Genomic DNA, 24,901 nt, shown 5'->3' on the forward strand with positions numbered 1-24,901 from the left:
ATAAGGGATTGTGAACCAGGTAGCGTACTGTTGCGCTACAACTTATGAATGGCCTGATCTGACGGTATTTATGAACAAAAAGAACCTGATTGATGCCAAGGGCAGAATTGCACCAGGGGTGCTGGAACAACCGGTCGAGACCATTAACTACATGGATTTTGACCTGCGGACGGTCATGGACCGGCCGCGGTCCCGATTGGCTCGCCGTTGGCGGTTCAACCAGTTTCAGTTTGTCAGCGCCATGGCGCCGGGCTGGGTGTTCGGCATGGCGATTGTGGACCTGAAACTGGTGGGCAACGGATTTTTCTATCTGTTTGATTTTGAAAGCGGTCAAATGTTTGAGCAGTCGTTCATGCAGCCGCTGGCCCGGCACACCGATATTGAACCCTATCCTGAACATGGTCATGCCCGGTTCCGCAAAGGTGACGTGTCGCTGGCCATCGAGCCGGCCACCGGAGGCCGCAACATCCGGGTGACCGCGCCGGGTAATATCCGGGTGGACCTGGAGTTGCAAGACACCGATCAACCCCTGCGGCTGGTCTGCCCGGCAGGCTACAATGGCTGGGTGTTTACCCGCAAATCGGCCGGCGTACCGGTTGAGGGAGAGGTGCGTTGGGGCCAGCAGGTATGGCGCTGTGATGAGCAAACCCGCGGCTCTATTGATTGGAGTTGTGGCTTCATGCGCCGGGAAACTGCCTGGAATTGGGCCTGTCTGGCCGGGGTAACCGAGCAGGGGGTGTCTGTGGGGCTTAATCTGGCGGCCGGTGTGAATGAAACCGGGATGACCGAGAACGCCCTGTGGCTGGATGGCCGGTGTGTGAAGCTGGGCGCCGCCCGCTTCGAATTTGACCGATATCGGCCGGGTGCCGATTGGCGGGTTACCACCGAGGATGGCCTGGTGGACCTGAGTTTTGTGCCTGCAGGCACGCGCAAGGAACGGCTGAACGCTGGCGTGCTTGCCTCCAATTTCCGGCAGTTTGTGGGCACCTTCCGGGGAACGGTCAGAGATGAGGCGGGCCAGTCAGTCCCCGTAGACGGGCTGCGGGGACTGATGGAAGACCACTATGCCCGCTGGTAAGGCGGGCGCAGCGATTACTTTTCCGGCAGGGTGACGTTCAGTTCCAGTACCGAGCAACTTTCGTTACGGTCCACGTCCACCTGAACCATATCGTCACTGATCTGGACATATTTGCGAATTACGTCCAACAGCTCCTTCTGGAGCTGTGGCAGGTAATCCGGCATGTCACGCTGGCCCCGTTCGTGGGCCACAATAATCTGCAACCGTTCTTTTGCCACGCTCGCCGTGTTGGTCTTCTTGCTCTTGAAATAATCCAGAAAACTCATCCCTTAGCCCCCTTTGAACATCCGTGAGAAGAAACCTTTTTTCTGGGAGGTCATGAAGCGATGTTCGCGCTCCTCTCCCAGAAGCCGGGCAACGGCGTCGTCATAGGCCTGGCCGGCATCGCTCTGGTCTTCCAGAATCACTGGCAGGCCCTGGTTGGAGGCGTTCAGTACCACCTGGCTCTCCGGGATCACGCCCAACAGTGGTATCGCCAGGATTTCTTCGACATCGGTCACCGACAGCATCTCGCCGCGCTCTACCCGGTCAGGGTTGTAGCGGGTCAGCAGCAGGTGTTCCTTGACCGGGTCCTGTCCCATCTCGGCGCGCCGCGACTTGCTCTGGAGGATGCCCAGGATTCGGTCGGAATCCCGTACAGAAGAGACTTCCGGGTTGGTGACTACAATGGCCTCATCGGCATAGTACAGAGCCATCAGAGCGCCGTGTTCGATCCCGGCCGGCGAGTCACACACGATGTAGTCGAAGGTTTCCGACAGCTCGTTGATGACCTTTTCCACACCGTCTTTGGTCAGTGCTTCTTTCTCACGGGTCTGGGAGGCGGGCAGAATAAACAGCGTGTCTACCCGCTTGTCTTTGATCAGCGCCTGGTTGAGTGTGGCTTCGCCCTGGATCACGTTGACGAAGTCATAGACCACGCGGCGCTCACAATTCATGATCAGATCGAGGTTGCGCAGGCCCACATCGAAGTCGATTACGACGGTCTTGTGGCCGCGCTTGGCAAGGCCGGTACTGATTGAGGCGCTGGTGGTGGTTTTGCCAACGCCGCCCTTTCCTGAGGTAACGACAATGATTCTAGCCAAGGTTCAGTTCCTGTTTCGCAGTGGATTCGTCATGTCTTCAACGTTGTTATTGGCTGTCACAACATCAGGCCTTGTCTAGTGGCGTCACCACCAGCAGGTCGTCCCTGAGCTGGATCTGCACAGCGCTTTTCCAGCCATTGTCCTGAAGATCTTCGGAGATTTTATAGTGTCCGGCGATGGACACAAGCTCTGCTTCAAGTGACTGGCAGAATACCCGGGCGGTTTCAGCCCCATGGATGCCTGCCAACGCCCGCCCCCTGAGTGGTCCGTACACGTGGATATTGCCTGCGGCGAGCACTTCGGCACCGGCCTGAACCGGGGCCAGGATGATCAGGTCCCCTTCCGGCGCATAGACCTGCTGGCCCGAGCGAACGGTTTGGCTGACGATCTTGGCCGCAGCCGGTTCGCTGGTGGGAACGTCAGCGGGGCTGGAGGTCTCGGCTTCCGGACTGGAGGCCTCATCAGGCTTTGTCCGGGCCGGTGCCTGGTCGCGCGGGCTGCTGCCGGGAAACAGCGCCAGTGAGGCCCCACGCGCCAGGCGGCGCTGGTCGTCGTTGCCGGCACGAACGCCAATCACATGGATGTTATGGCGGCGGCAGGTACCGATCATCTTGAAGAAGTCCAGCTCACTGTCCAGCCCCTCGTATTTCTCCAGGCTGATCACCAGGGGGATATCTTTGAAAAATCCCGGAGCCTGGCTGATCTTGTCCCGGAGATTGGCTTCGAACTCGTCGTTGTCGAAGTAATAAAGTTCCAGGGCTGTCAGCGAAACAGAGGCACTTTTCAGCTGGAAACTCTGTTTTAGCCCGGAGGCGGCGGTATCGCTCATGAATCAGTGTCTTCCCTGGTGGCTTACTGGTTGGGTTCGTTGCGGGCTCGCAGTGGCTGCTGATCAAACCGGATGCCAGACCAGCCCGTGCTGATGAACTGGCGGATGTTGCCATGGCTGTCGCCTGCTGGGTCGCCCAGGACCTGCTGATAGTGTTGGGCAAACAGGTTCAGGGTATCCGCCTCGCTCAGGTTGCAGTACTGGCCCAGTGCGAACACCCGGCAGGAACCGGCGTTTTCACCGGCATCGTTTCGCACCGGGCCATTGTTGAAGCCCGTGGGCTGAAACTCGAAATGCTGGTCGATCAGCGCCAGGGTGTCATCAAAATTGGCGTGACCTGCGTCGAGGGAAGCCAGGTGGATGCGCACCGCCTCATTGATGTTCATTATTTATGATCCTGCTTGGGACCAACCTGATATTTTTCTTTCCACTGTTCATAAGGCATGCCGTAGATTTCTTCCCGGGCGTCCGGATCGGATAGCTCAAAGCCTCTTTCCTGTGCTTCTGCCCGGTACCATTTGGACAGGCAGTTGCGGCAGAAGCCCGACAGGTTCATCAGGTCAATGTTCTGCACGTCGGTATTCTGGCGTAAATGCTCCACCAGGCGCCTGAAAGCAGCGGCTTCGATCTCAGTGCGGTCAGACTCGGGTATGGGGTTTGTCATGGGGCCTCGCAGATGGCGTTCCGGTTTGATGTTCGGGTTCCTGACATTCTCTGCATGTTAGCTTAAGATACAAGGCTGTATAGATGTACAGATTGTTTACGCGAGCCCACGGACCATGCCCCAGCGCAAGATCATTCATGTGGATTGCGACTGCTTCTATGCGGCGGTCGAGATGCGCGACGACCCAACGCTGAGGGACGTGCCCCTTGCAGTTGGCGGCGCCGAGGGCCGGGGCGTGGTGACGACGTGCAACTACCGGGCAAGGGCCTTTGGTGTGCGCTCGGCCATGCCCGGCAGTGAAGCCCGCAGGCTGTGCCCGGGGCTGGTGACCGTGCCACCGGATATGGCGCGATACCGGGCCGCGTCTCAGCAGGTAATGGCCATTCTCCGGGAAATGACCGATCTGGTTGAGCCCCTGTCGCTGGATGAAGCTTTTCTGGATGTGTCTGACATAACCGAACACCGTGGCAGCGCCACTCTGATGGCCCGGCATTTGCGAGAGCGGGTTCGGCAGGAAGTGGGTATTACCATCTCCGCCGGCGTGGCCCCGAACAAGTTTCTGGCCAAGATTGCCAGTGACTGGCGCAAGCCCGACGGCCTGTTTGTGATCACGCCGGAGCAGGTGCCGGAATTTGTCGAATCCCTGCCGGTGGAAAAACTGTTCGGTGTGGGCCAGGTGACGGCCGCCAAGCTGCATTCCATGGGCGTGAAAACCTGCGGTGACATGCAGTTGCTGGGGGTGGACACCCTGATTGAGAAATTCGGCAAGCAGGGCTACCGGTTATTTGAAATGGCCGCGGGCCGGGATGAGCGGCCGGTGATTGTCTCGCGGGTGGCGAAATCGGTCAGCGTGGAGCGGACGTTTTCCCAGGATCTGCCGGATAAGACCGCCTGTGAAACGGTGATGCCCGCCCTGGTGGCGGATCTCAATCTGAGACTGGCGAGAAAGGGGCGGCAGAAGCCCATCCACAAGCTGTTTGTGAAAATCCGCTACAGTGATTTTTCAACTCATACTCTGGAGCGGGTACGGGAATCGGTGGCCGAACCCGAGGTTGCCGATTACCAGCCCCTGCTGGATGAACTGGTTACCCGGGCCGATCGCCCAGTCCGTTTGTTGGGGGTGGGTGTGCGTTTTCGCAACGATGAAGCCCCGGTTACCCAGCTGAGGCTATTCGACTGATCTCTTCCCGCGTGGCTATATCCCCGCCTTTTTTAGTGTAAATCGGTCTTGCGCTCTCTTTGACGTGACATTGTGTCATATCTAGTTTTAGGTTGACGATTTCCTGCTGTAATCGTTGCGGGCCAGGCCCGCCCATTAAAATAACAAGTGCAGGAGAGCAAAAATGAACAAGCCTGACAGGTGGTCCCGGTGTCGCCATAGCGCGCTGGCCGGGTTGTTACTATTAGCCTTTGCCGCCCCCGCCGCTGCAGAACTTGGTGATTACGGGTTCTGGCGAACCTTGGGGAATCTGGTTTCGCCGCCCGGAGCGGATAATCCGGTTACCTCTGACCAGCGCCAGGGAGACTACCCCCTGCTGGCAAATCCGCCAGGGTATAACGACGGCTTTTCGCCCGGTGCCTACTACCAGTGGCAGACTGTTCCACTGGCGCCGGAAACCGGTGCGGTATGTGGCAACGGTTCCGAATACAAGTTCTTTGTAAACCGGGTGCCGAACACCTCCAATACGGTGGTTTATTTTGAAGGCGGTGGTGCCTGCTGGGACTATGAAAGTTGCAGCGGTCAGACTGGCATTCGTGGTGCCCGTAACCCCGATGGTATACCGGACGACTACCTGTCGTTGTTGAACCCCGGCGCAAGCCTGGTCAGCCCGTTTGTGGTGCGCCTGCATCCCTGGAGCCGGGTGAAAACCCAGAACTGGAATATGGTCTACGTACCCTATTGCACCGGCGACATCTACTCCGGTGACCGGGTAGCGGTGTACCAGGACCCGGAGGGCGAGGCTGAACCATTGGTCTGGCACCACAACGGGCTGCGTAATAGCCGGGCGGTTATTTCCTGGTTGAAAGACAATCTCCAGCGGCCCGGGCAGATGCTGACAACGGGCTGCAGCGCAGGTGGTATCGGTGGCTTGACGAACTATTATCCGGCCCGCCGGGACATGGCGCCCACCCGCAGTTTTCTGATCAACGATTCCGGGCCGGCATTCAGTGCGCCGGCAGGGGCAGATCCGCAACAGTACCCCTCGGTCCTGCTGCAGGGTTTGATCCGGCAGGTGTGGGGGCTGGATCAGGCCAACGGACCTCTTGCCTATCTGAAGTCTGGCTTGCCCGGATTGAACCTGAGTGACCTTGGGTCGCTGTATCCCGCCCTGGCCAGCGCACTACCTCAGGACCGCATGGGGCATACTCATTTCTGGCGCGACCTGAACTACTCATCCTATTCCTACGAACGTTTCTTCGATGACATCGAACAGGCGCCGGATCAGGCTACCAAGGAGGCCCTGCTTCACCAGAAATGGGCGCAGGATACCGAACGCCTGAAAAATACCCTGGCCGGGCTTGATAACTTCGGTTACTACCTGCCCATGTTCCGGGATGTGAATGAAAGCCACTGCACCTCAATCATCGAGTTCGCCAATTCGGATATTCAGGAACTGGGCCTGGAACTGGACCACTTCGTGAACAACGTGATGAACGGCAGCGGTGCGGTTATGCAGGCTTCAGAGACTGACACGGTGGCGGATTACAACAAACCGTTCAATCTGCTCTACTGGTCGCTGGACCAGTTGCTCTGAGGGTCTGGTTCGGGCTGGCCCATGGTCTCGATCCGCGCCTCTAGCAGGCGTTGACGCAGATACTGGTCGCGGGTCAGCCCTCCGGGTATCCGGTCAAGAGCCATTACCTCTTCAACAATCTCTTTCTCCCGGACCTTGTAGCGATCAAACTCGGGTTTGGGGGCAGATCGCCAGGCCTCAAGGCGTTCCTCAGACCGGGCCTGATAGCGTTCGATCAGTTCTGTGGCCGCCGCCTTGGCGGCCGCTTCGTCCTGCTCCAGCAGCTGTAGCAGAGCGAGCCTGACCATGAGCGCTTCTGGCGCGCTGACCTGGGTTTCCTGCTCGTAGCGGGCAAGCTGCTGTTCCAGTTGGTCGGCCCGGTTCTGTCGTTGCTGGGCGTCCAGTTCGGCGGCTTCCTGGAAAAAGCGTTGCAGTTCTTCTTCGAAATCGAGTCGTTGGGCGAACTGAATGATTCTGGGGTCTTCCAGCAATGCCCGTTGCTCGGGGGCCAGATCGACCGGCACTGGCGTGTCTGCAGGGGCTTGTGAAAGGGGGTCGTCGGGGGCCTGGTCGTTGACCTGCCCTGGAGGTGGGTCAGCCGGTTCAGGCCAGAGTAACACCAGTGCTGCTGCGGTGGCCACGGCAATGATGAAGGGTTTTCCGTGCTTCATGACGGGCTCCGGCAATAAGGCTTCGGAACCAGTTTAGACCAGTTTCTCAGGGACACTAAAGCGTGGCGAAGGTCGCTCCGAACATCCGTACTGACACCCAGCCCATGCCTGCGCCGATGACAGCCCCCGCGGCAACATCGCTCGGGTAGTGCAAGCCCAGGACCACCCGGGAGGCGGCTACCGACAGGGTGAAGGGCAGAACATACCAGGCAGCCACTGGCATGGTGACGAACAGCATGGCCTGGAAACAGGCTGCGTGCAGGGTGTGCCCGGAAGGGAAGCTGTAGCGATCCAGCGGTGGTGTGCCGCAATTGATGGCCGGAAACGAGATAAACGGGCGCTCCCGGATAAGTTTGTGTTTCAGGCCTTTGTAGGTGAGGGTGCAGGTGAGTCCGGTAAAGGCCATCAGCACCGCCAGCCCCAACCCCTGTTCCGGAGCCAGCAGGGGCAGGGCGAGGATCAGTGCATACCAGAACCAGCCGTCGCCAAGGCGGCTGACGACCCGGAAATAGCTCAGTACAGGCCGGAACCGGACTGCACGGTTGATGGCCTGGCACAGCGCATATTCACGCTGGTCTGCCAGGTCAAAGAAGCGAGATGCCTTGTTTGTTGATGCCATGGTATCGGGCCTGTGCCGGTTGGTTGAGTACCAGGTGTTCAAATTGTTCAATCTGGCTGTTCCAGCTCAGATCCAGCGCATCCAGGCGGGCCTGGGCGCGAACCCGGCTCAAAAGGGTGGGCTGGTCAGCCAGTCGCAATGCGTGGTTGATAAAGGCTTCGTCCTCCGACAGCTCTGCTTTCAGACCATTTTCTTCGTGGCGAAGGTGTTCAGCGGCCGCCGCGTCGTCAAAGGCGACCACTCCGAGCCCACTGGCCATGGCTTCGAGAACCACGTTGCCAAAGGTGTCGGTTTTGCTTGGAAACAGGAACAGGTCGCCCGACGCATAATGCCTGGCCAGATCCTCTCCGCGTTGGGTGCCGCAGAAAATGTATTCCGGGTGGCGTTCCGCCAGTTGTTTGCGCATTGGGCCGTCTCCCACAAGAATGAAGCGGGCATTGGGATGGAGGCCCCGGATCCGTTCAAAACAGGCGACCGCCATGCGCAGGTTCTTCTCGGCGGCCAGTCGGCCCACGTAAAGTACCGCCCGGTCACTGTTGGTCAGCCCCCAGCGGGCGCGCAGGTCATGGTCACGCTTATGGGGAGTGAAACGATGGCAGTCCACGCCGCGGCTCCACAGGCCGGTCGGGTGGATGCCCATGGCTTGCGTAACCGCTTGCATTTTGCGGGTTGGCACCAGAGTGATGGCGGTCCGGTTGTGAAACCAGCGGCCATAGGCGCAGAGTAATCGTTCCAGGCCGCCGGCACCGTAGTAACGGGAGTAGCTATGGAAGTTGGTGTGAAAGCCGGACGACACCGGGATGCCAAGATTTCGGGCGGCGGATACCGCTGCTACACCCAGCGGTCCCTGGGTGGCAACGTAGATGGCGTCTGGTCGTTGACTTTTCCAGAGTTTTTTCAGGGTGGCCGGGCGCGACACGCCGAACTGCAGATCGCTGTATCCGGGCAGGGGCAGGCCGGTGACCACCAGTTCACGGGTAAAGAGGCCGTCACCGGTGCTTTCAAACAACCCTTTTTGCTCATGGGCCTGCTTTGGCCTCACCACCGTGATCTTGTGGCCCCGTTGCATCAACCCCTGGCACAGGTGCTTCAAGGTGTTGGCCACGCCGTTGATTTCCGGCGGAAACGTCTCCGAAACAATGGTAATGTGTTGCGGGCGCCGGTCAGTCAGCTTGGGGTTGGTCACGGTGCGTCCTGAATATGTCGCTGTCATGCTTCTACTATGGAAATCCGGCATGACAGCCATGCGACAACTTTGTGACATTCCCTTTACGTCTTCTATGTGCACGAGGAGATCTCATGCAAACGCGAAAACTTGGACAAACCGACATTGATGTCAGTCTGATCTGCCTGGGAACCATGACCTGGGGTGAGCAGAACACCGAGCAGGAAGCGTTTGAACAACTGGATTACGCCACCGGGGCCGGTATCAACTTTATCGACGTAGCCGAGATGTATCCGGTGCCGCCACGGGCGGAGACCCAGGGCCTGACCGAGAACTACCTGGGCAACTGGCTTGCCCGCCGGGGGCGCCGGGATGACCTGGTGATTGCGACTAAGGTGGCTGGACCGGGCAATGGTTTGAGTTACCTGCGCGGCGGCCCCAGGCTCACCCGTGAGCATATTCGCGCAGCCTGTGAGAGTAGTCTGGCGCGCCTGCAAACCGATTACATCGATCTTTACCAGGTACACTGGCCAGACCGCAGTGCAAATTTCTTCGGCAAGCTGGGGTATCAGCGTAACCCGGACGAGACCTCGACCCCTATCGAGGAAACGCTGGGCGCCCTCGATGAGCTGGTCAAAGAGGGCAAGGTGCGCCACGTGGGATTGTCCAACGAAACGCCCTGGGGGACCATGGAATACCTGCGCCTGGCCCGCGAGAAACAGTGGCCCAGGGTGGCTTCCATCCAGAACCCCTACAGCCTCCTGAATCGATCTTTCGAGCTGGGCCTGGCGGAGTTTGCCCACCGGGAAAGCACCGGGTTGTTGGCCTACTCACCCCTTGCGTTCGGCATGCTGACAGGCAAGTATCTGGGCGGAAAATGGCCGGAGAAGGCCCGCTTGACGCTTTACGAGCGCTTCAGCCGATACACCGGGGAGCGGGCTGCGGATGCAACCCGTGCCTACGTGGAGCTGGCCCATCATCATGGGCTGACCCCGGCGCAGTTAGCTCTGGCCTGGGTGAATAGCCGCGAGTTTGTGACCAGTAACATTATCGGTGCAACCACCATGGACCAGTTGAAGGAAAATGTCGGGTCTGCAGATATCCGGCTCAGCCCCGATCTGGTGGCGGCCGTGGAGGCTATTCACGACGAATTTACCTACCCTTGTCCCTGAGGGAGGCAGCCTACGGCGAGGTTGCCCTGTTTCCGGTTTCTCGGGGCGGGGCGGTTACAGATTGCAATACAAGTGATCATTTGTTGACAAAAAAGTGACTAGTTTGCGTCGGGCTACTGGCGCATTTGTGTACAAAGTCACACCATTTTCAGGGACAATCATTAGACTTTGGTACTGAAGCGTTAATGTTCCGAAATCATTTTTCCGGGTGCTTGTTGTCATCATGATCATTCGTCTGTTTATCGCCCTGCTGGCCCTCAACTTCGTCGCGTTCGTAGTGCGCGCCGAAGCCGCTGAGCCGATTCTGGCCGATCGTATGATGGCAGAGCGTGATGACATGGTATCGGCCGAGGAAATCTACGAGCTTCAGGAATGGATGTCTGGAGATTACGAAGACGACCATTTGGATGCTTTTGCCGCTATCGGTTCGCGTTTGTTGAGTATCGGATTGAGCCGCCGTGCGCAGGAGAAAACCTACGCATCTGACCCCGCGCAGCCGGATCATGGCATCGGTCTGTTGAACGAGGGTGCGGCTCTTAACCTGCGCTGGCGCTTCTGAACCACCTTCAAGGCCCCTGTTTTAACCGTATCTTCCCACGTTACTCCCACCAATCAGCCAATCTCATGACCTGACGCATTGTCAGCTTCATTCTGTCGTGTGATCATCGAACCCGTTGCGATTCTCAAACAGTGGAGAGCTGGTGATGGCAGAACAGAACGGAGTCTATTACGACGACGCGAACGCGTGCGTGGACCGGGTGATCGAACGGGTAGGAAAGCGCATTACGCTGGGGTTACCTCTCGGTCTTGGTAAGCCCGTTCGCTTTGCGAATGCCCTTTACCAGCGCGCCAAGAATGATCCGGAAATCCAGCTGCATATTGTCACTGCGTTGTCGTTACTGGCTCCCGAGGGTGCATCGTCGCTGGAGAAGCGCTTTCTGGGGCCTTTTACCAAACGCCTTTATGGCAACATTCCTGAGCTGGATTACGCGCGAGACGTCAATCGGAACCGGTTGCCAGACAACGTGACTGTCTCGGAATTCTTCTTCAAGGCCGGCAGTTATCTCAACAATCAAAGCCAGCAGCGCCACTACGTTTGCACCAACTATACCCACGCCGTCCGGGACCTGATGGCGCAGGGCGTCAATGTGCTGGGCCAGTTGATGTCGCCTGGTGAAGATCATGGTCAGCCAGGACACCTCAGCTTCAGTTGTAATCCGGATTTGACCCTGGACATCCTGCCGCTGCTTCGGGAACGGGAAGCCGCTGGCACTCCGGTGGCCATGGTGGCAGAGCTCAATCACCACCTGCCGTGGTTCGGTCATCACGCCGAGGTTGAAGCCAGCCAGTTTGACGTGATCCTGTCTCACCGGGCCTCTGACTATCCGTTATTCTCCGCGCCCCAGATGGCGGTGAGCCCCGCGGACCACCTGATCGGGTTTTACGCTAGCAGCTTGCTGAAGGATGGCGGCACCCTGCAGGTGGGGATCGGGTCTCTTGGCGCCGCCCTGGTGCACAGCGCCATCATCAGACACAAGCATAATGACGCCTGGAAAGCCGTGTTCGATCACCTGCAGGTGCAGGATCAGTTTCCGGTGGTGCAGGAGTGTGGTGGTACAGAACCTTTTGAACAGGGACTGTATGGTTGCAGCGAAATGATGGTGGACGGTTTTGTCTACCTGCTTCAGGAAGGTATTCTCAAGCGCGAAGTCTACAACCACCCGGAATTGCAGAACCTGATCAACCGGGGTGAACTGACCGAGACCCCAAGCCTGGAGGCCCTGGACGTTTTGCACAACGCAGGCCTGATCGCCTCACCATTGCGGGCGCGGGATGTGAACTGGCTGGTCCGCCACGGGGTGCTGCGCGACCATGTTGAGTTCAAGGGCGGAAGGATACGACTCAATGAGGAGGTATCGGTTGAGGCGGATCTCTCCAATGCCGACACCCGTAAAGCGCTCGAGGCATTGGCGCTGGGCGACAAGCTGGCTGGTGGGATTGCCATGCACGGTGGTTTCTACGTTGGCCCGGAGAAGTTCTATCAGGCCCTGAGAGAGCTTTCAGACGACCAGCGCGACAAAATCTGCATGACCAGTGTTAATTTTATCAACCACCTTTATGACCATCGCTTCGGTGATCAGAAGCTCAAGGTGGCACAACGGGTCCATGGACGGTTTATCAATTCCGCCATGATGTACACTCTAAACGGTTCGGCGGTGTCGGACGGGCTGGCGGATGGCCGTGTGGTGAGTGGTGTTGGCGGCCAGTACAACTTTGTGGCCATGGCCCATGAGTTGCCGGGGGCTCGCTCCATCCTGGCCCTGAGAGCCACACGGGTCTCCGCCGGTAAGACCGTCTCGAACATTGTATTCAACTACGCCCACTGCACCATCCCAAGACACCTGAGGGATATCGTGATTACCGAATACGGCATCGCGGACCTTCGTGGGCAGTCCGATGAACAAGTGTTCCTCAGGCTGATCCGGATTGCCGACTCCCGATTCCAGGAGTCATTGCTGGCGCAGGCCAAGAAAGCGGGCAAGGTAAAAGCGGACTTCAAACTCCCGGCACACTGGCGCCAGAATACCCCTGAGAAAGTCGCCCGGGCCCTGAAGGCCGGGGGGGAAGGCGACTGGTTCCCGGCCTTCCCGTTTGGCAAGGATTTCACCGACGAAGAGTTGAAATTAGGGAAAGCCCTTAAGGGGCTGAAAGCCGCAACCTCTACTCCCCGTGGTAAACTGGCGACCATCTGGCAGGCCCTGAAGGCGGACGACGAAGAGGGGCGCTATGACGCCCTGCTTGATCGAATGGGTTTGAAAAAGCCGTCAGGATTCCGGGAAAAACTGGACCGGAAGCTGGTAATCCATGGCCTGCAAAAACTCGAACCCCGTAAAGAAACAGGAAACAAAACAAGCTGATGCAAGCCGATAAGCCGCAACTCAAGCCCGAAGTATTCACTGTCCATTACGTGCTCAAGAACCGTATAGGTGAGCTGGTGGATACCTCGGAAGGCAGTGAGCCACTGCATTTCCTGTACGGCACCCCGGAAATCATAGCGGGCATCCAGGAAGCGGTGAAAGACCGCCGGGTGGGCGACTGTCTCGAAGTCACCATCCCGCCGGAAATGGCCTACGGAGACTATCGCGAAGACCTGGTCCGCAAGGTGCCCCGCTCGCTGTTTGAAGGTGTGGAGAACCTGCAGGTTGGTATGAAGTTCCAGACCAATTCCGGCGATCAGGCCCAGGTGGTGCAGGTGGTGTCCATCGATGGCAACCTGGTGAAGGTAGATGCCAACCATCCGCTGGCTGGCTTTACCCTGTATTTTGACCTGGAGATCGTCGGTCGCAGAGAGGCTACGGAAGACGAGGTAGCCCAGGGGCGCCCGCTGTTCTGAGGCCGGTGGGCGTGGCTTCGAATTCGCCTGCGTGAATATGCTTCAAACCGGCACTGATCTGCTGATGGATTAGAGCGGTCAGGGCGTTACTCGATTCCGGGCAGGCCGGGTCTATGGTCGGGTGAATCACCACATCCACCTGGGTCGGCGGTTGCCTGAGCAGCCGGATCAGGTGGGCGTGGAAGCTGTCGTCACCGATGAACGGGGCGATCGGATCCGGACGATGTGCTCTGCGGTAACCGATGGTTATTGGCTGGATCGGTGTGTTGGCGTCGCGGGCGGAGGTCAGCAAAAAACCGTGGATCGGTAGCACAGCCAATCCCGAGCTGGTGGTGCCTTCCGGAAACACCAGGACAGACTCGCCGGCATTCAGGCATCGGCTTATCTCCGTTTTTATTCGCCTGGCCTGGCCGCTTCCACGTTGGATGAACAAGGTGCCGGCTTGCCTTGCGAGCCAGCCGATAATTGGCCAGTTGCCCACCTCAGCCTTGGACAGGAATCTCAACGGCGTTATGCACCCCAATATGGGAATGTCAGACCAGCTGATGTGGTTGGCAACGTAGAGTGCATGGGCTTCCGCGGGCTGGCCGTGCACCCGGATACGGAACCCGAGGCACTGGCAGGCCCGACGGAAGCAGAAAGCGGCCCAGGGTGAGCGGTCGACAGGTTGTCGCCGGAACAGGTCGACCAGTTTCAGGGTGATGGCCAGGGCGCAGGTGCCCGCAAGAAACACCAGGAACCCGGTAAGCCGGATTAGTAATCGTATCCACCCCATCTGCTGCTCCTTTGCCTTCAGGCAGTGCGCCCCATGAAATGCCGGCTATACCTGGCGGTCAGTTTGCTGACTTCCAGAACCACCAGCAGGTCCGCGCAGCGGAAGTCCGGGTCCCAGCAGGGTTCGCCGCACACCCTTGCGCCAAGGCGCATGTAGGCGCGAATCAGGGCTGGCACGTCATCGCTGTGTTCGTGTTCGGCGCGGGTCAGGTGTGGCAGGGCACGGAGTGGGGTTACCCGGAATGCAGGAGCGGCAAGGTATTCATTCTGCAGGTGCCGTGCTATCCGCCAGGCTTTCATGCCGCCATCGGCCATGCTGATACTGGCGCAGCCAATCAGATAGTCCACGTTCCGGCTATCCAGGTATTCCGCCAGGGCTGCCCACAAAAGGGTGATGGTGCCGCCATTGCGGTAATCGGGATGAACGCAGGTCCTGCCCAGTTCCGCAAGGGTGCCCGGCAATTTACCCAGGTTGCTCAGATCGAACTCGCCTGAAGAATAGAAGCCGCCAACCGAAGGCACGTCGCTCTGGTGCAGGATGCGAGTGGTTGCAACCACTTCACCGGTGCCGCCATCGGTAACGATCAGGTGGTCGCACAGGGCATCGTAGGCATCGGCATCGATACCCGGCGTGGTGGCGCCCAGATCACTGCCATACTCCTCGGAGAAAACCCTGTAACGCAGTCGCTGGGCGGTTTCGATGAGTTGTGGGCACCGTGTCAGGGCGGTTTTCAGCTGGCGCCCCCGGCGCGGCTGGGAACGGGCGATTTGTGCTGTCATGGCCTTGGCCTCTTGTTTCAATCACAAGCCAAGGCTATGAAGCTCCTGTGACAGTGAGGTGAACTGCCGGTGACGTCTGTATGACAATGGCCGGGATCTGTCGCTAACCGGATTTGTGTCACAGGCTGTAACCCTATGACCGTTCCATGTATATTTCTGAATAGCATGTATAATTGCTGTAACGGTACGTTGCCTGTATTGTCGGGTGGACGACCCCAAAAACCGGAATAAAAAAACAGAGATGGATGGCGTGGAACAGACAAACGAGAGTTGGCGAATCCTGATCGTAGAGGACGATGAACGGCTTGCGGACCTTACCCGCGAGTACCTCGAAAACAACGGGCTGACAGTCTCCCTGGAAACTCACGGTGGAGCCGCAGTTGAACGAATCCGTAATGAGCAGCCAGATCTTGTTGTGCTGGATCTCATGTTGCCGGGCGAAGACGGCCTGTCGATCTGCCGTCGAGTCAGGCCCTTCTATTCTGGCCCCATCATCATGCTCACTGCCCGAACCGACGACCTGGATCAGGTACTTGGTCTGGAAATGGGGGCTGATGATTACATCGGCAAGCCGGTACAGCCAAGGGTTCTGCTGGCCCGAATCCGGGCCATGCTCCGGCGGATGGAAACCGCCCCTGCCGGTAATCCGGAAGAAGGTGGTGAGGAGCCTGTGCGCCTGCAGTTCAATGACCTGGTGGTTGATCGCTCCATGCGGGAGGCCTGGCTCAGTGAAGAAAGCATTGACCTGACCAGCGCAGAATTTGACCTGCTTTGGTTGCTGGCCAGTAATGCCGGTCGGGTGCTCAGCCGTGAAGAGATCTTTACCGCCTTGCGTGGTATCGAGTACGACGGCCAGGACCGCTCCATTGATGTTCGGGTGTCCCGTATAAGGCCGAAAATCGGAGATGATCCCATTCACCCTCGTCGAATAAAAACGGTGCGCAGTAAAGGCTACCTGTTCGTAAAAGAAGCCTGACCGTTTTTCCGCGGCCTGTCCTCCCTGGTGGGCAGGCCGTGTTACCAGGGTAGGCCCAATGTCCCTGAAATTTTTCCTGACAGTCTATGCTCGCCTGGCCGGTGTCACCGCGCTGGTCATTCTGCTGTGTGTTCTTCTGTTCAACGGTATCAACTCCGTTCGTCATCAATTCTGGCATGAACGGTTCGCGGACCCTTTGATGCGCTGGCTGGCGGCGACGCCCGCGCCCACAAGGCAGTATCACTGGATGCCCTCCCTGTTCGACCTGCGTTCTGGCCCGCCGGAACAGTTCGACCTGGACAAAGTGGCCTTGGAGCGGCTGGGGTATGGGCAGGTGGTGGCGCAACGTACCGATGTTGGGTTTCGTTATCTGGTTCGCTCTTTCGAGGGTGGCCTCGTTAGCCTGCGCCTTGAGCAACCATACCGGGAAATGGCCCAGGCAGTTGCCCTGGTGGTTCGATGGCATCTGGAAACGGTGAGCGCTGAGCAGCGGGCCGATGTTGCCGCGCAACTGGCGGAGGCCCTGGGCGTGCGTGTTGAACCGGTACAGGACCTGAAGGCGCTGCCCAATCAGGACGTTATCGAAGACATCGCCAACACGGGGCTGGTGGTTTTCAATGAGCAGGGCACCCGAAACACCCAGGTGCTGCTGCGTCTTGAGGAAGGTGATCTGGTTGTTGTTCGCATGCCGTCACCGTTCAATCCCTGGGCCTGGCCAATGATTGTCTTGCTTGGCATCGTGGTGGGCTCGGTGCTGGCGGCAGCTCTGTTCCTGGCCATGAGGTTTGTCGATGGCCATCTCCGGAAGGTGGAATCTGTGGCAGTGCGTATTGGCCGTGGCGAAATGGGCGCCCGGGTGGAGTCTGAGGATGGCACACTGGTGTCGCGGCTTGCCTGTTCGTTTAACAGTATGGCGGAGCACATACAGCGGCTGGTTCAGGTTCAACGGGAAATGATCCACGCCGTTTCCCACGAGTTGCGCACTCCGGTAGCCCGAATTCGCTTTGGTGTCCAGATGATCGAATCCGGAAGCAGCCCGGAGGTTCTCGAGAAGCAGCTGGACGGTATCGATGGTGATATCCAGGAGCTCGATGAGCTGATTGATGAAATACTGACCTACGCCCGCCTGGAGCAGGGTGGGCCGGTGTTCAGCTTGCGAGAGGACTCGGTAACAGACCTGGTTCGGCAAGTGGTTTCTGAACAACAGATGATCCGCCCGGAGATCCGGATTGAGTGTCGTATAGATGAGGAATCCGAGCGTTGGGCCCTGTCGGATGTGGAGCCCAGGTACATCCACCGGGCTATCCAGAATCTGGTGGGCAACGCTGGCCGGTATGCTGCTGGCCGGGTGTTGGTGAACTGCCATCTTGACGAGGACAACTGCCGGGTTGACGTGGAAGACGACGGCCCGGGGATCCCCGAGCAAGACTGGGAGAAGGTGTTCACCGCCTTTGCCCGGCTGGATGACAGCCGCACCAGAACCTCGGGTGGCTATGGCCTGGGGTTGTCCATCGTAAGGCGCATTCTTTACTGGCATGGCGGTCAGGCCTTTGTTGGGCGCAGTGACGAGCTCGGCGGCGCGCGATTCAGCCTGGTTTGGCCAAGACGTAAGCCGGATGACGCCATTTTGTGAGCCAGTGCTCACGACCTCACCTGATGTAACAAAGCTCTACAGAATAGCTACTGAATCCGTCAGCTTCCGGGCTGAGAATAGACAGCGTAAGGGATGACTTTTGAGGTTGTAGTTCTTACGAACTTTCCTTGTTTCATTCGTCATTTGAGGGCCGGATTTATCCGGCCCTTTTTTTATGCAAAATTTCCCGCCAATAGTGGTTATTCACACTCGGACTGCTCTCGGACTGGTAGACTCTCCTGAAAAAAAGGAGATCTGAATGTCCCGCTATTTGCTTGCCATTGATCAGGGTACCACCAGCTCCCGGGCCATCGTTTTCGATGCCAGGGGTACGCAGGTGGCAGTCGCCCAGCAGGAGTTTCACCAGTATTTTCCCCGAGACGGCTGGGTTGAACATGACGCCGTGGAGATATGGGGCAGCACCCTGGCGGTGTGTCGCGAGGCTTTGGACAAAGCCGGGGTCCAGACGTCTGCCCTGGCCGGCATCGGGATTACCAATCAACGGGAAACGACGGTTGTATGGGACCGTGAGACCGGCGAGCCGATCCACCATGCCATTGTCTGGCAGGATCGCCGCACCGCTTCGTTGTGCACCAAGCTCAAGTCGGATGGCCATGAGGCCCTGGTCGTTGAACGCACGGGCCTGCTGATTGATCCCTACTTTTCTGCCACCAAGGTTGCCTGGCTGCTGGACAATGTGGAAGGTGCCCGCAAGCGAGCTGAAGCCGGTGAGCTGGCGTTTGGTACCGTCGATACCTGGTTGTTGTGGAACCTGACCAATGGCCAGTCCCATTACACCGATGCCACCAACGCATCACGAACGGCCCTGTTCAATATCCATAAACAGGACTGGGACGATGATCTGCTGGCGCTTTTTCGGGTGCCCAAAGCGTTGCTGCCAGAAGTGCTCGACTGTGCCGATGAATATGGCGATACCCACGCAGATTGGCTTGGGGCACCGGTCAAGGTGGCGGGCATTGCCGGTGATCAACACGCCGCGCTGATCGGGCAGGCCTGTTTCGAGCCTGGTATGGCCAAGAGCACCTACGGAACGGGCTGTTTTCTGATGCTCAATACCGGTGACGACGCCCTGCGTTCGGAAAACCGGTTACTGACCACCATGGCTTACCGGCTAAACGGTAAGCCATGCTATGCCATCGAAGGCAGTATTTTTGTTGCTGGCGCCGCCATGCAATGGCTCAGGGACGGTCTACGCCTGATTACTCACGCCAGCGAGTCGGCCGGCCATGCCGAAACGGTGGGTGTGGATAACCCGGTTTATCTGGTGCCGGCGTTCACCGGGTTGGGGGCTCCCCACTGGGACCCGAATGCCAGGGGCGCTATCTTGGGCCTGACCCGTGATACCGGTATTGCTGAGATTGTCACCGCCGGACTGCAGTCAGTGTGTTACCAGACCAAGGATCTGGTGAGGGCCATTCGTAACGATGGCGCGCGCCTGGAGTCGATCCGGGTAGACGGCGGCATGGCGGTAAACGACTGGGTAATGCAGTTTCTCTGTGACATTCTTAACGTGACCGTTGATCGGCCAAAGGTAACAGAAACCACCGCCCTGGGCGCGGCGTATCTGGCAGGACTGCAGACCGGAGTGTTCGAAAGCCTGGAGCAGATTTCCGATATGTGGGAGTGCGAGCGGCAATTCCGGCCGGATATGAAGCCGGCGCTTCGGGAATCGCTGTATGCAGGCTGGCTGGATGCAGTCGAGCGGGTCTGCAACAACTGACTCGCTCTCTCAACTGGTGCGTTCGAAGGCAATCAGGTGATCGGCTTCGACACGCACTGGCACGTGTTCACCCATGTGGAAGTCCAGGTGGCTCCGGAACAGGGCCTCGAATTCGGTATCTTCCGAGCACCGGAACCGATACAGGGTTGACGTGCCTGCGAAGGTTTTCTCCACCACTTTCGGTTTCAGGTCGGAGTGCTCATCGTAGACGATATCGTCCGGGCGAATCAGAACGTCCAGTAACGTGCCCGGCGTCCATTTATAGGCCCGGTTGCCGTGGATAACGCCCAGTTCGGATTCAATGGTGTCCGGCCCCAGGGCGGTACCGGGAATGAAGCCGCCCTGGCCAACGAAGCTGGCTACGAAGCGGTTGGCGGGTTCGTGATACAGGTTGTAGGGTACGTCCCATTGCTGCAGAGTGCCGTCTTTGAGCACCGCCACCTGATCACACATGGCAAACGCTTCCTGTTGGTCATGGGTGACGAGGATAGCGCTGATGCCGAGTGTTTTCAGGATATCCCGTACATCCAGGCTCAGCCGGCGCCGAAGGTCGGTATCCAGGTTCGAGAACGGCTCATCCAGCAGAATCAGCGTTGGCTCTGGCGCCAGTGCCCTGGCCAGGGCGACCCGCTGTTGCTGGCCGCCGGATAGCTCGTGGGGATAGTTGTTTGCCAGGTCCTGCAGGTGCACAAGGTTGAGCAGTTCCATGACCTTCTGGCGACGTTCGGCCTTGGTCATGTTCCTCAGGCCAAACCCGACGTTATCGGCGATGGTCAGGTGGGGGAATAGCGCATAATCCTGAAACACCATGCCGATACGGCGCTTTTCAGGAGCCAGGGTGCGTCCGGGAAGGCTGATTGCCTGGGACTGGAGCTGGATTTCCCCGCTGTTTAAAGGCAAGAAGCCGGCCAGGGCTCTGAGAATGGTGCTTTTGCCACAGCCACTGGGGCCGAGCAGGCACCCAATGTCGCCGTGGCTCAGGGCGAAGCTGACGTCTTTAACGACAGAGTCGCCGCCATAGCCGCAGGACAGGTTGTTGACTTCCAGCAGCCAGTCGGCCGGTGGCAGCAAAGATTCAGGCATGGATCAGTCCAGGCGGTTAAGAATGAGGAACTCGAGCAGGGCCTTCTGGGCGTGCAGGCGGTTTTCCGCTTCATGCCACACCACTGAACCCGGGTGCTCCATCATGTCGACGGAAATCTCCTCGCCACGGTGGGCAGGCAGGCAGTGCATGAACAGGGCATCCTTGGCGGCCACAGACATCAGTGCCGGGTTGATCTGGTAGTCCTGAAAGGCTTTCTCTCGGGCTTTCTGCTCGTCTTCCTGGCCCATGGAGGCCCAAACGTCGGTGACCAGCAGGTTGGCACCCTTTGCAGCGTCTTCCGGTGTGCGCACCACGGTTACGCGATCACTGTGGGCTTTCAGCAGGTTACTGTCTGGTTCATACCCTTCCGGGCAGGCCACGTTCAGGTGAAAATCGAACTGGGCCGCCGCGTTGATGTAGGAGTGGCACATATTGTTGCCATCACCAATCCAGGCAACGGTAGCTCCGCGGATGCTGCCGCGATGTTCACGATAGGTTTGCATATCCGCCAGCAGTTGGCACGGGTGGAATTCGTCGGTCAAGGCATTGATCACCGGCTTGCTGGAAGCCGAGGCAAAGCGCTCAACGGTTTCGTGGGCAAAGGTCCGAATCATCACCGCATCCACCATGCTGGATATCACGATGGCGGAGTCCTCGATGGGCTCGCCCCGGCCAAGCTGGGTGTCCCGGGGCGACAGGAACATGGCGGTGCCACCGAGCTGGGTCATGCCCGCTTCAAAGGATACCCGTGTGCGGGTGGACGACTTTTCAAAGATCATCGCCAATACCCGGTTTTTCAGGGAATCCCGGGTTTTACCCGCATGCCACTCTTTACGAAGCCTGGACGCATGATCAAGGAGCTGTTCCAGCTCACTGGTGGTCATGTCGTTCAGAGTCAGAAAATGTCTTGCCGCCATGAAAGGCCCCTGTTTCAAGGAAACTGCTGTACGGTTAGCATCTGAAAAGGGCATCAAGTCTAGCCCTTCACAACCCGTAAAACAACGCCGGGGGTGGGGTGGTTGCTCTGGGTCAAACACATCGGTTTGGTGGCTAATCGACCAGCCGTGTACAATGGCGGTTAAGTGCCGTGTAACGGTAAACCTGATTTCAACCAGAGGTATGAGTTCATGGATATCAATGAAACCATCAAGAGCCAGCTCGAAGAGAACCCGGTCATTCTTTACATGAAGGGCACTCCGCAGGCACCGCAGTGCGGTTTCTCCGCCCGTACTGTTCAGGCTCTGATGGCGTGCGGTGAGCGGTTTGCGTTCGTGAACATTCTGGACAATCAGGAGCTGCGCGAAGCCCTCAAAGTCTATTCAAGCTGGCCGACTTACCCGCAGCTCTACATTGGTGGTGAGCTGGTGGGCGGTTGTGACATTGTTCTGGAAATGTCCGAGAGCGGTGAGCTGGCCAAGGCGGTTAAAGACGCGGTCAAGCAAGCCGAAGCCTGAGCTTTCTTTTAGCGGCGCTTCGGGGTGAACACCAGCTTTACCTCGAAGCGGTCCCGCTCTTCTCCTTTTGGCTCCGGATAGGGGCTGGCAGCCAGCGCGGCACGATACGCTGCATCATCAATCCCCTGGACACCCGTCGACTCCACAACCCGTGCCCGGGTCAGCGCGCCATTGGCGAGCAGTCTTAATTCCAGTTCCATCGTGAGTGTCTCCTGCAGGCCCGCTATTGCAGGCACTCGCTCCTGTTCAAGTTGTTCCGCCAGATGGGTGGCCAGCAGAATCAGGTACGGGTCCTGCTCTGACGGCGACAGGGTTATCCGCTGAATCGCTTCCGGCTCGTCTTTGGTGGTTGAGGTTGACGGTGTGGATGCCATCGATTCAGGACTGGCCGGACGCTGTTGTGAACGGGGCCGGCTGGTTTCGGTTCTGGCTACTGGTTCTGGGGTGGGCCGGGCGGTGTGGGTCGAGACTGGCTCGGCAACAGGTCGGTTTGCTGAGTCGGTCGTGATTTGCTCAGGGGCCTCAACGGTAAAATCCGGATGCCTCGGGGGTTGTGGTTCAGCGGTGTTGGGGCTGGATGCGGTGCTGGTTTCGGCGACCGGAGACTGGAGAGTAAACACCAGGCGATGACTGAACTCCCGGGCTTCCCTCAGGGGTGAGGGAAGCCCGGCCAGTAGCAAGGTGTGCACTGTCAGGGCCAGGGAGATGGCCAGAATCAGCCGATAGGACGCCGGGATCGACGGAGGTCGAAGGCCTGGCTCTGACATCGCAATCAGGCGGTTTTGGTGCGCAGGTTGCCCACGACGGCATTCAAGGCGCGGTCAATCAGGGCGCCCTGTTCCAGAAGCGTCAGGCGGCCCCGGCGCATTTCGTGGGCCAGCTCCACCCTGGTTTTCTCGATCACCTTCAGGCCCATGCGATTAACGAACACGAAACAATCGGCCTCTTCGATAACCGCAGACAGTTTACATCGGAAGCTGGTACCGTTGACCAGCTTGAACTCAACCCAGTTGCCGATCTCGATGTCATCCAGCTTCGCTACATACTCCGCAATGGCAGCATCTTCCAGTTCCTGCTGGCGCTCAACGGCGGTCTGATGCACGGTGGGCGCTTCTTCTTCGATCTCTTCAGGGCTGTCCTGGCGTGCCTCGATGGCCGCATTGGTGCGGAAGGCTTCCGCCAGTTCGTGCTTAAGCTGCCCCATCATCTGGTCCAGACGGGAAGCGTTGTAAGACACTTCCTCCAGCCCGGCCCGGAGTGTCTTGAGTAAGGCAGGAACAACCCGGACCCATTGATCCCGCTCTTCGTCTTCCTCGTGGGGATGCAGGCACCAGATCAGGTCGTCTACCACCCGGGCCGTCTCGTGCCAGCGGTGCTCGGTGTCGTCACGCAGGTAAGCGAGAAACATGACCCGGCTCCAGCCATTAATCAGAATATCGTGAACCGGCTCGGGCAGGCGGTATCGGGAGACTTTTTCTTTGATCAGCCGGTCGACCGCTTCCTGGGCCTTCTGGGACTTGATGCGGCCCCGTTCAGACTCCCTGGTACGTTGCTCCACCAGAGACGCCTTGCGGTTCTCGCGCTCCAGGAACTGTTCGAACTCCTGGTTCAGGGTTTCAAACAGGGCGACATCGCCGTCAAATTCGTTGAGAATTCGCTGCACGACATTATGAATCTGGCCATAGAGCTTGTCTCTGGCTTTTTCATCACTGGAGCTCCAGCCAATACCGGCACGGGCAAGGGAGTTGAGCAGTTTGCGGGCCGGGTGGGTAGCTTTGCTGAAAAAGCTCTTGTCCTTGATGACCACTTTCAATATCGGAATCTGCAGCCGGCTGATCAGTACCTGTACCGGAGCAGACAGGTTGTAGTCATCCAGTATGAACTCGAACAACATGGAGACCAGGTTGATCAGGTCTTCGTCTACTTCGTTCAGTGCCGGCTTGCGTCCATCCTGGCCCTCTGCTCTTGCCAGCAATTGCTGCACGATCTGCCGGAGATCCAGTTCCACCGGTTTGCCGGTGCTTAGATCTTCGCTGTCCTGAAGGTTGTCGTAGCTCGGCAGGGAATTGAGCATATCTGCCAGTTCAGGTCCTCCGACTACCCGTAGGGCCGGGTCCGCGCTACGTGGAGGCAGGCCTGAATTGGCCCTTTGCAGCGCCAGCATCTGGCGAATCTGATCAAACAGGGCGGTGTCTTCAGGTCTCTGCTCGTAAGCGGCGGCCTCACCGCCTCCGGCCTTGGGCGCTTCGCCCTGGGCTGGCTTGCCCGAGGCTTTTTGCTGTTGGCCAGCCTTGCCGTGGAATCGGAAGTTGGGGATGACGCCGGCCTGGATCAGAATTCGGTTGGCTTCATCCAGCAGCATGCCCAGGTTGGACACCACGTAGCGGTCAAACTGCTTGAGAACGATCAGCCGCTCCCTGATCTGGATCTCCAGCGCCTGGATGGCCTCGGTGAAAGCGCTGCACAGGTGTTCCGGTGCCATTGGGTTAACCGGCACCTCTTCAGTGGCGTCCGGGTACACTTCGGTGAATCGCGCCTGCAACTGAATCAGGGGGCCCTGGAAGTGTGCTTTGGCCTTGGTGATCATGGCATTCAGGGCAACCTGTTCTTCCAGGTCGTCATTGCCGACCAGCGACAGGGTGTCTGCACTTGCCTGTTGGGTGGTGTCCGGCGTTTGCAGTTGTCCGGCGTGGGGGGGATTAGCAAAGAATTGGGCAACGGCGTTCTGGAAATGCCGCTCAACCCCTTTGCGCTTTATGCGGATTTCCCGCATCGCTTCAAAGTACCGGTTCTGCTCGTTATTACTACGGGCATTATTCGCCAGTTCGAAGAGTGAATCATCGACAGCGTCAAAAGCCCCTTGCAGCAAATCTCCCAGTCCCGCGACAACCGTGTCACGGATACGGGTTACCTCCGCGGGAACCGGCCGGGAGCTTGCGGCTTCCCGGTGTTCGCGGAGGTAATGTATGCCGGACTGCTTGTTCATGGCCGACTCCTGTTTACGCCTCAACCGGATACATGACCGAGCTTGCTCTTCTTCTATTCTGAAT

25 protein-coding genes are annotated in these 24,901 nt (G+C 58.4%); 11 read left to right on the plus strand and 14 right to left on the minus strand.

Annotated elements, in window-relative coordinates; translation table 11 throughout:
• The first annotated feature begins 70 nt into the window (after positions 1–70).
• Positions 71–1,078 (plus strand): DUF2804 domain-containing protein, encoded by a 1,008-nt coding sequence (locus FIV08_RS04285; RefSeq protein ID WP_152437447.1) that lies wholly within the window; start codon positions 71–73, stop codon positions 1,076–1,078.
• A gap of 14 nt (positions 1,079–1,092) precedes the next feature.
• Here FIV08_RS04285 and minE read toward each other — a convergent pair whose 3' ends face one another.
• From minE to FIV08_RS04310, 5 genes are all read right to left on the minus strand, one after another.
• Entirely contained in the window at positions 1,093–1,344 is a 252-nt protein-coding gene (gene minE, locus FIV08_RS04290; RefSeq protein ID WP_152437448.1) for a cell division topological specificity factor MinE, read from the minus strand.
• A gap of 3 nt (positions 1,345–1,347) precedes the next feature.
• Positions 1,348–2,160 carry a septum site-determining protein MinD gene (minD, locus tag FIV08_RS04295; RefSeq protein ID WP_061332318.1) on the minus strand — a complete coding sequence of 271 codons (813 nt, stop codon included), beginning with the start codon at positions 2,158–2,160 and terminating at the stop codon, positions 1,348–1,350.
• 64 nt (positions 2,161–2,224) lie between these two features.
• On the minus strand, positions 2,225–2,989 hold the full coding sequence (gene minC, locus FIV08_RS04300; protein ID WP_072677924.1) for a septum site-determining protein MinC: 765 nt from the start codon (positions 2,987–2,989) through the stop codon (positions 2,225–2,227).
• A gap of 23 nt (positions 2,990–3,012) precedes the next feature.
• On the minus strand, positions 3,013–3,375 hold the full coding sequence (locus FIV08_RS04305; protein WP_152437449.1) for a HopJ type III effector protein: 363 nt from the start codon (positions 3,373–3,375) through the stop codon (positions 3,013–3,015).
• Positions 3,375–3,653, minus strand: a complete 279-nt coding sequence (locus FIV08_RS04310; RefSeq protein ID WP_152437450.1) for a DUF1244 domain-containing protein — start codon at positions 3,651–3,653, stop codon at positions 3,375–3,377. Before FIV08_RS04310 ends, FIV08_RS04305 begins: the two co-directional genes overlap by 1 nt.
• Positions 3,654–3,768: 115 nt before the next feature.
• On the opposite strand from FIV08_RS04310, the gene dinB reads away from it, so the two are divergent.
• Both dinB and FIV08_RS04320 read left to right on the plus strand, forming a co-directional pair.
• Positions 3,769–4,833: a DNA polymerase IV gene (dinB, locus tag FIV08_RS04315; protein ID WP_058091763.1), complete on the plus strand. Its 1,065-nt coding sequence runs from the start codon at positions 3,769–3,771 to the stop codon at positions 4,831–4,833.
• Between the two features lie 163 nt (positions 4,834–4,996).
• A complete protein-coding gene (locus tag FIV08_RS04320; protein WP_152437451.1) occupies positions 4,997–6,409 on the plus strand; it encodes a pectin acetylesterase-family hydrolase in 1,413 nt (470 codons plus the stop codon).
• Here the strand turns inward: FIV08_RS04320 and FIV08_RS04325 are convergent.
• From FIV08_RS04325 to FIV08_RS04335, 3 genes are read right to left on the minus strand one after another with little or no spacing between them, the layout of a single operon-like run.
• Positions 6,382–7,059, minus strand: a complete 678-nt coding sequence (locus FIV08_RS04325) for a hypothetical protein (RefSeq protein WP_152437452.1) — start codon at positions 7,057–7,059, stop codon at positions 6,382–6,384. The genes FIV08_RS04320 and FIV08_RS04325 overlap by 28 nt on opposite strands.
• Positions 7,060–7,114: 55 nt before the next feature.
• The gene (locus tag FIV08_RS04330) at positions 7,115–7,678 is read right to left on the minus strand and encodes a phosphatase PAP2 family protein (protein WP_152437453.1); all 564 of its coding nucleotides are present in this window, start codon (positions 7,676–7,678) and stop codon (positions 7,115–7,117) included.
• Positions 7,644–8,891, minus strand: coding sequence for a glycosyltransferase family 4 protein (locus FIV08_RS04335; protein WP_072677919.1), 1,248 nt, complete (start codon positions 8,889–8,891; stop codon positions 7,644–7,646). Before FIV08_RS04335 ends, FIV08_RS04330 begins: the two co-directional genes overlap by 35 nt.
• An 86-nt stretch (positions 8,892–8,977) precedes the next feature.
• On the opposite strand from FIV08_RS04335, the gene FIV08_RS04340 reads away from it, so the two are divergent.
• The 4 genes from FIV08_RS04340 (at position 8,978) to FIV08_RS04355 (ending at position 13,409) form a co-directional block, all read left to right on the plus strand.
• A complete protein-coding gene (locus FIV08_RS04340; RefSeq protein ID WP_152437454.1) occupies positions 8,978–10,015 on the plus strand; it encodes an NADP(H)-dependent aldo-keto reductase in 1,038 nt (345 codons plus the stop codon).
• A gap of 223 nt (positions 10,016–10,238) precedes the next feature.
• On the plus strand, positions 10,239–10,574 hold the full coding sequence (locus FIV08_RS04345) for a hypothetical protein (RefSeq protein ID WP_152437455.1): 336 nt from the start codon (positions 10,239–10,241) through the stop codon (positions 10,572–10,574).
• Positions 10,575–10,719: 145 nt separating this feature from the next.
• Positions 10,720–12,933 carry an acetyl-CoA hydrolase/transferase C-terminal domain-containing protein gene (locus tag FIV08_RS04350; protein WP_152437456.1) on the plus strand — a complete coding sequence of 738 codons (2,214 nt, stop codon included), beginning with the start codon at positions 10,720–10,722 and terminating at the stop codon, positions 12,931–12,933.
• On the plus strand, positions 12,933–13,409 hold the full coding sequence (locus tag FIV08_RS04355; RefSeq protein ID WP_058091769.1) for an FKBP-type peptidyl-prolyl cis-trans isomerase: 477 nt from the start codon (positions 12,933–12,935) through the stop codon (positions 13,407–13,409). The genes FIV08_RS04350 and FIV08_RS04355 overlap by 1 nt, the downstream gene beginning before the upstream one ends.
• On the opposite strand, the gene FIV08_RS04360 is transcribed toward FIV08_RS04355, so the two are convergent.
• Complete coding sequence (locus FIV08_RS04360; protein ID WP_152437457.1) at positions 13,369–14,184, minus strand: lysophospholipid acyltransferase family protein; 816 nt, start codon at positions 14,182–14,184, stop codon at positions 13,369–13,371. The genes FIV08_RS04355 and FIV08_RS04360 overlap by 41 nt on opposite strands.
• A 17-nt stretch (positions 14,185–14,201) precedes the next feature.
• Positions 14,202–14,963: a GNAT family N-acetyltransferase gene (locus FIV08_RS04365; protein WP_152437458.1), complete on the minus strand. Its 762-nt coding sequence runs from the start codon at positions 14,961–14,963 to the stop codon at positions 14,202–14,204.
• A 241-nt stretch (positions 14,964–15,204) separates the two neighbouring features.
• Here FIV08_RS04365 and FIV08_RS04370 point away from each other — a divergent pair, with 241 nt between their 5' ends.
• The 3 genes from FIV08_RS04370 (at position 15,205) to glpK (ending at position 19,313) form a co-directional block, all read left to right on the plus strand.
• Positions 15,205–15,939: a response regulator gene (locus FIV08_RS04370; RefSeq protein WP_058091771.1), complete on the plus strand. Its 735-nt coding sequence runs from the start codon at positions 15,205–15,207 to the stop codon at positions 15,937–15,939.
• A gap of 58 nt (positions 15,940–15,997) precedes the next feature.
• A complete protein-coding gene (locus FIV08_RS04375) occupies positions 15,998–17,572 on the plus strand; it encodes an ATP-binding protein (protein ID WP_152437459.1) in 1,575 nt (524 codons plus the stop codon).
• 259 nt (positions 17,573–17,831) lie between these two features.
• Positions 17,832–19,313 carry a glycerol kinase GlpK gene (gene glpK, locus FIV08_RS04380; protein WP_152437460.1) on the plus strand — a complete coding sequence of 494 codons (1,482 nt, stop codon included), beginning with the start codon at positions 17,832–17,834 and terminating at the stop codon, positions 19,311–19,313.
• A gap of 9 nt (positions 19,314–19,322) precedes the next feature.
• Here glpK and FIV08_RS04385 read toward each other — a convergent pair whose 3' ends face one another.
• Positions 19,323–20,396: an ABC transporter ATP-binding protein gene (locus FIV08_RS04385; RefSeq protein ID WP_152437461.1), complete on the minus strand. Its 1,074-nt coding sequence runs from the start codon at positions 20,394–20,396 to the stop codon at positions 19,323–19,325.
• A 3-nt stretch (positions 20,397–20,399) separates the two neighbouring features.
• Positions 20,400–21,314 carry an ornithine carbamoyltransferase gene (argF, locus tag FIV08_RS04390; RefSeq protein ID WP_152437462.1) on the minus strand — a complete coding sequence of 305 codons (915 nt, stop codon included), beginning with the start codon at positions 21,312–21,314 and terminating at the stop codon, positions 20,400–20,402.
• A 210-nt stretch (positions 21,315–21,524) separates the two neighbouring features.
• Here argF and grxD point away from each other — a divergent pair, with 210 nt between their 5' ends.
• Positions 21,525–21,851, plus strand: a complete 327-nt coding sequence (gene grxD / locus FIV08_RS04395; RefSeq protein WP_061332302.1) for a Grx4 family monothiol glutaredoxin — start codon at positions 21,525–21,527, stop codon at positions 21,849–21,851.
• An 8-nt stretch (positions 21,852–21,859) separates the two neighbouring features.
• Here the strand turns inward: grxD and FIV08_RS04400 are convergent, their stop codons facing one another.
• Positions 21,860–22,618, minus strand: coding sequence for a TonB family protein (locus FIV08_RS04400; RefSeq protein WP_152437463.1), 759 nt, complete (start codon positions 22,616–22,618; stop codon positions 21,860–21,862).
• Positions 22,619–22,623: 5 nt separating this feature from the next.
• Positions 22,624–24,837 (minus strand): DUF1631 domain-containing protein, encoded by a 2,214-nt coding sequence (locus tag FIV08_RS04405; RefSeq protein ID WP_152437464.1) that lies wholly within the window; start codon positions 24,835–24,837, stop codon positions 22,624–22,626.
• Positions 24,838–24,901: the final 64 nt, after the last annotated feature.

Source organism: Marinobacter sp. THAF197a, assembly GCF_009363275.1.
Lineage (GTDB): Bacteria > Pseudomonadota > Gammaproteobacteria > Pseudomonadales > Oleiphilaceae > Marinobacter.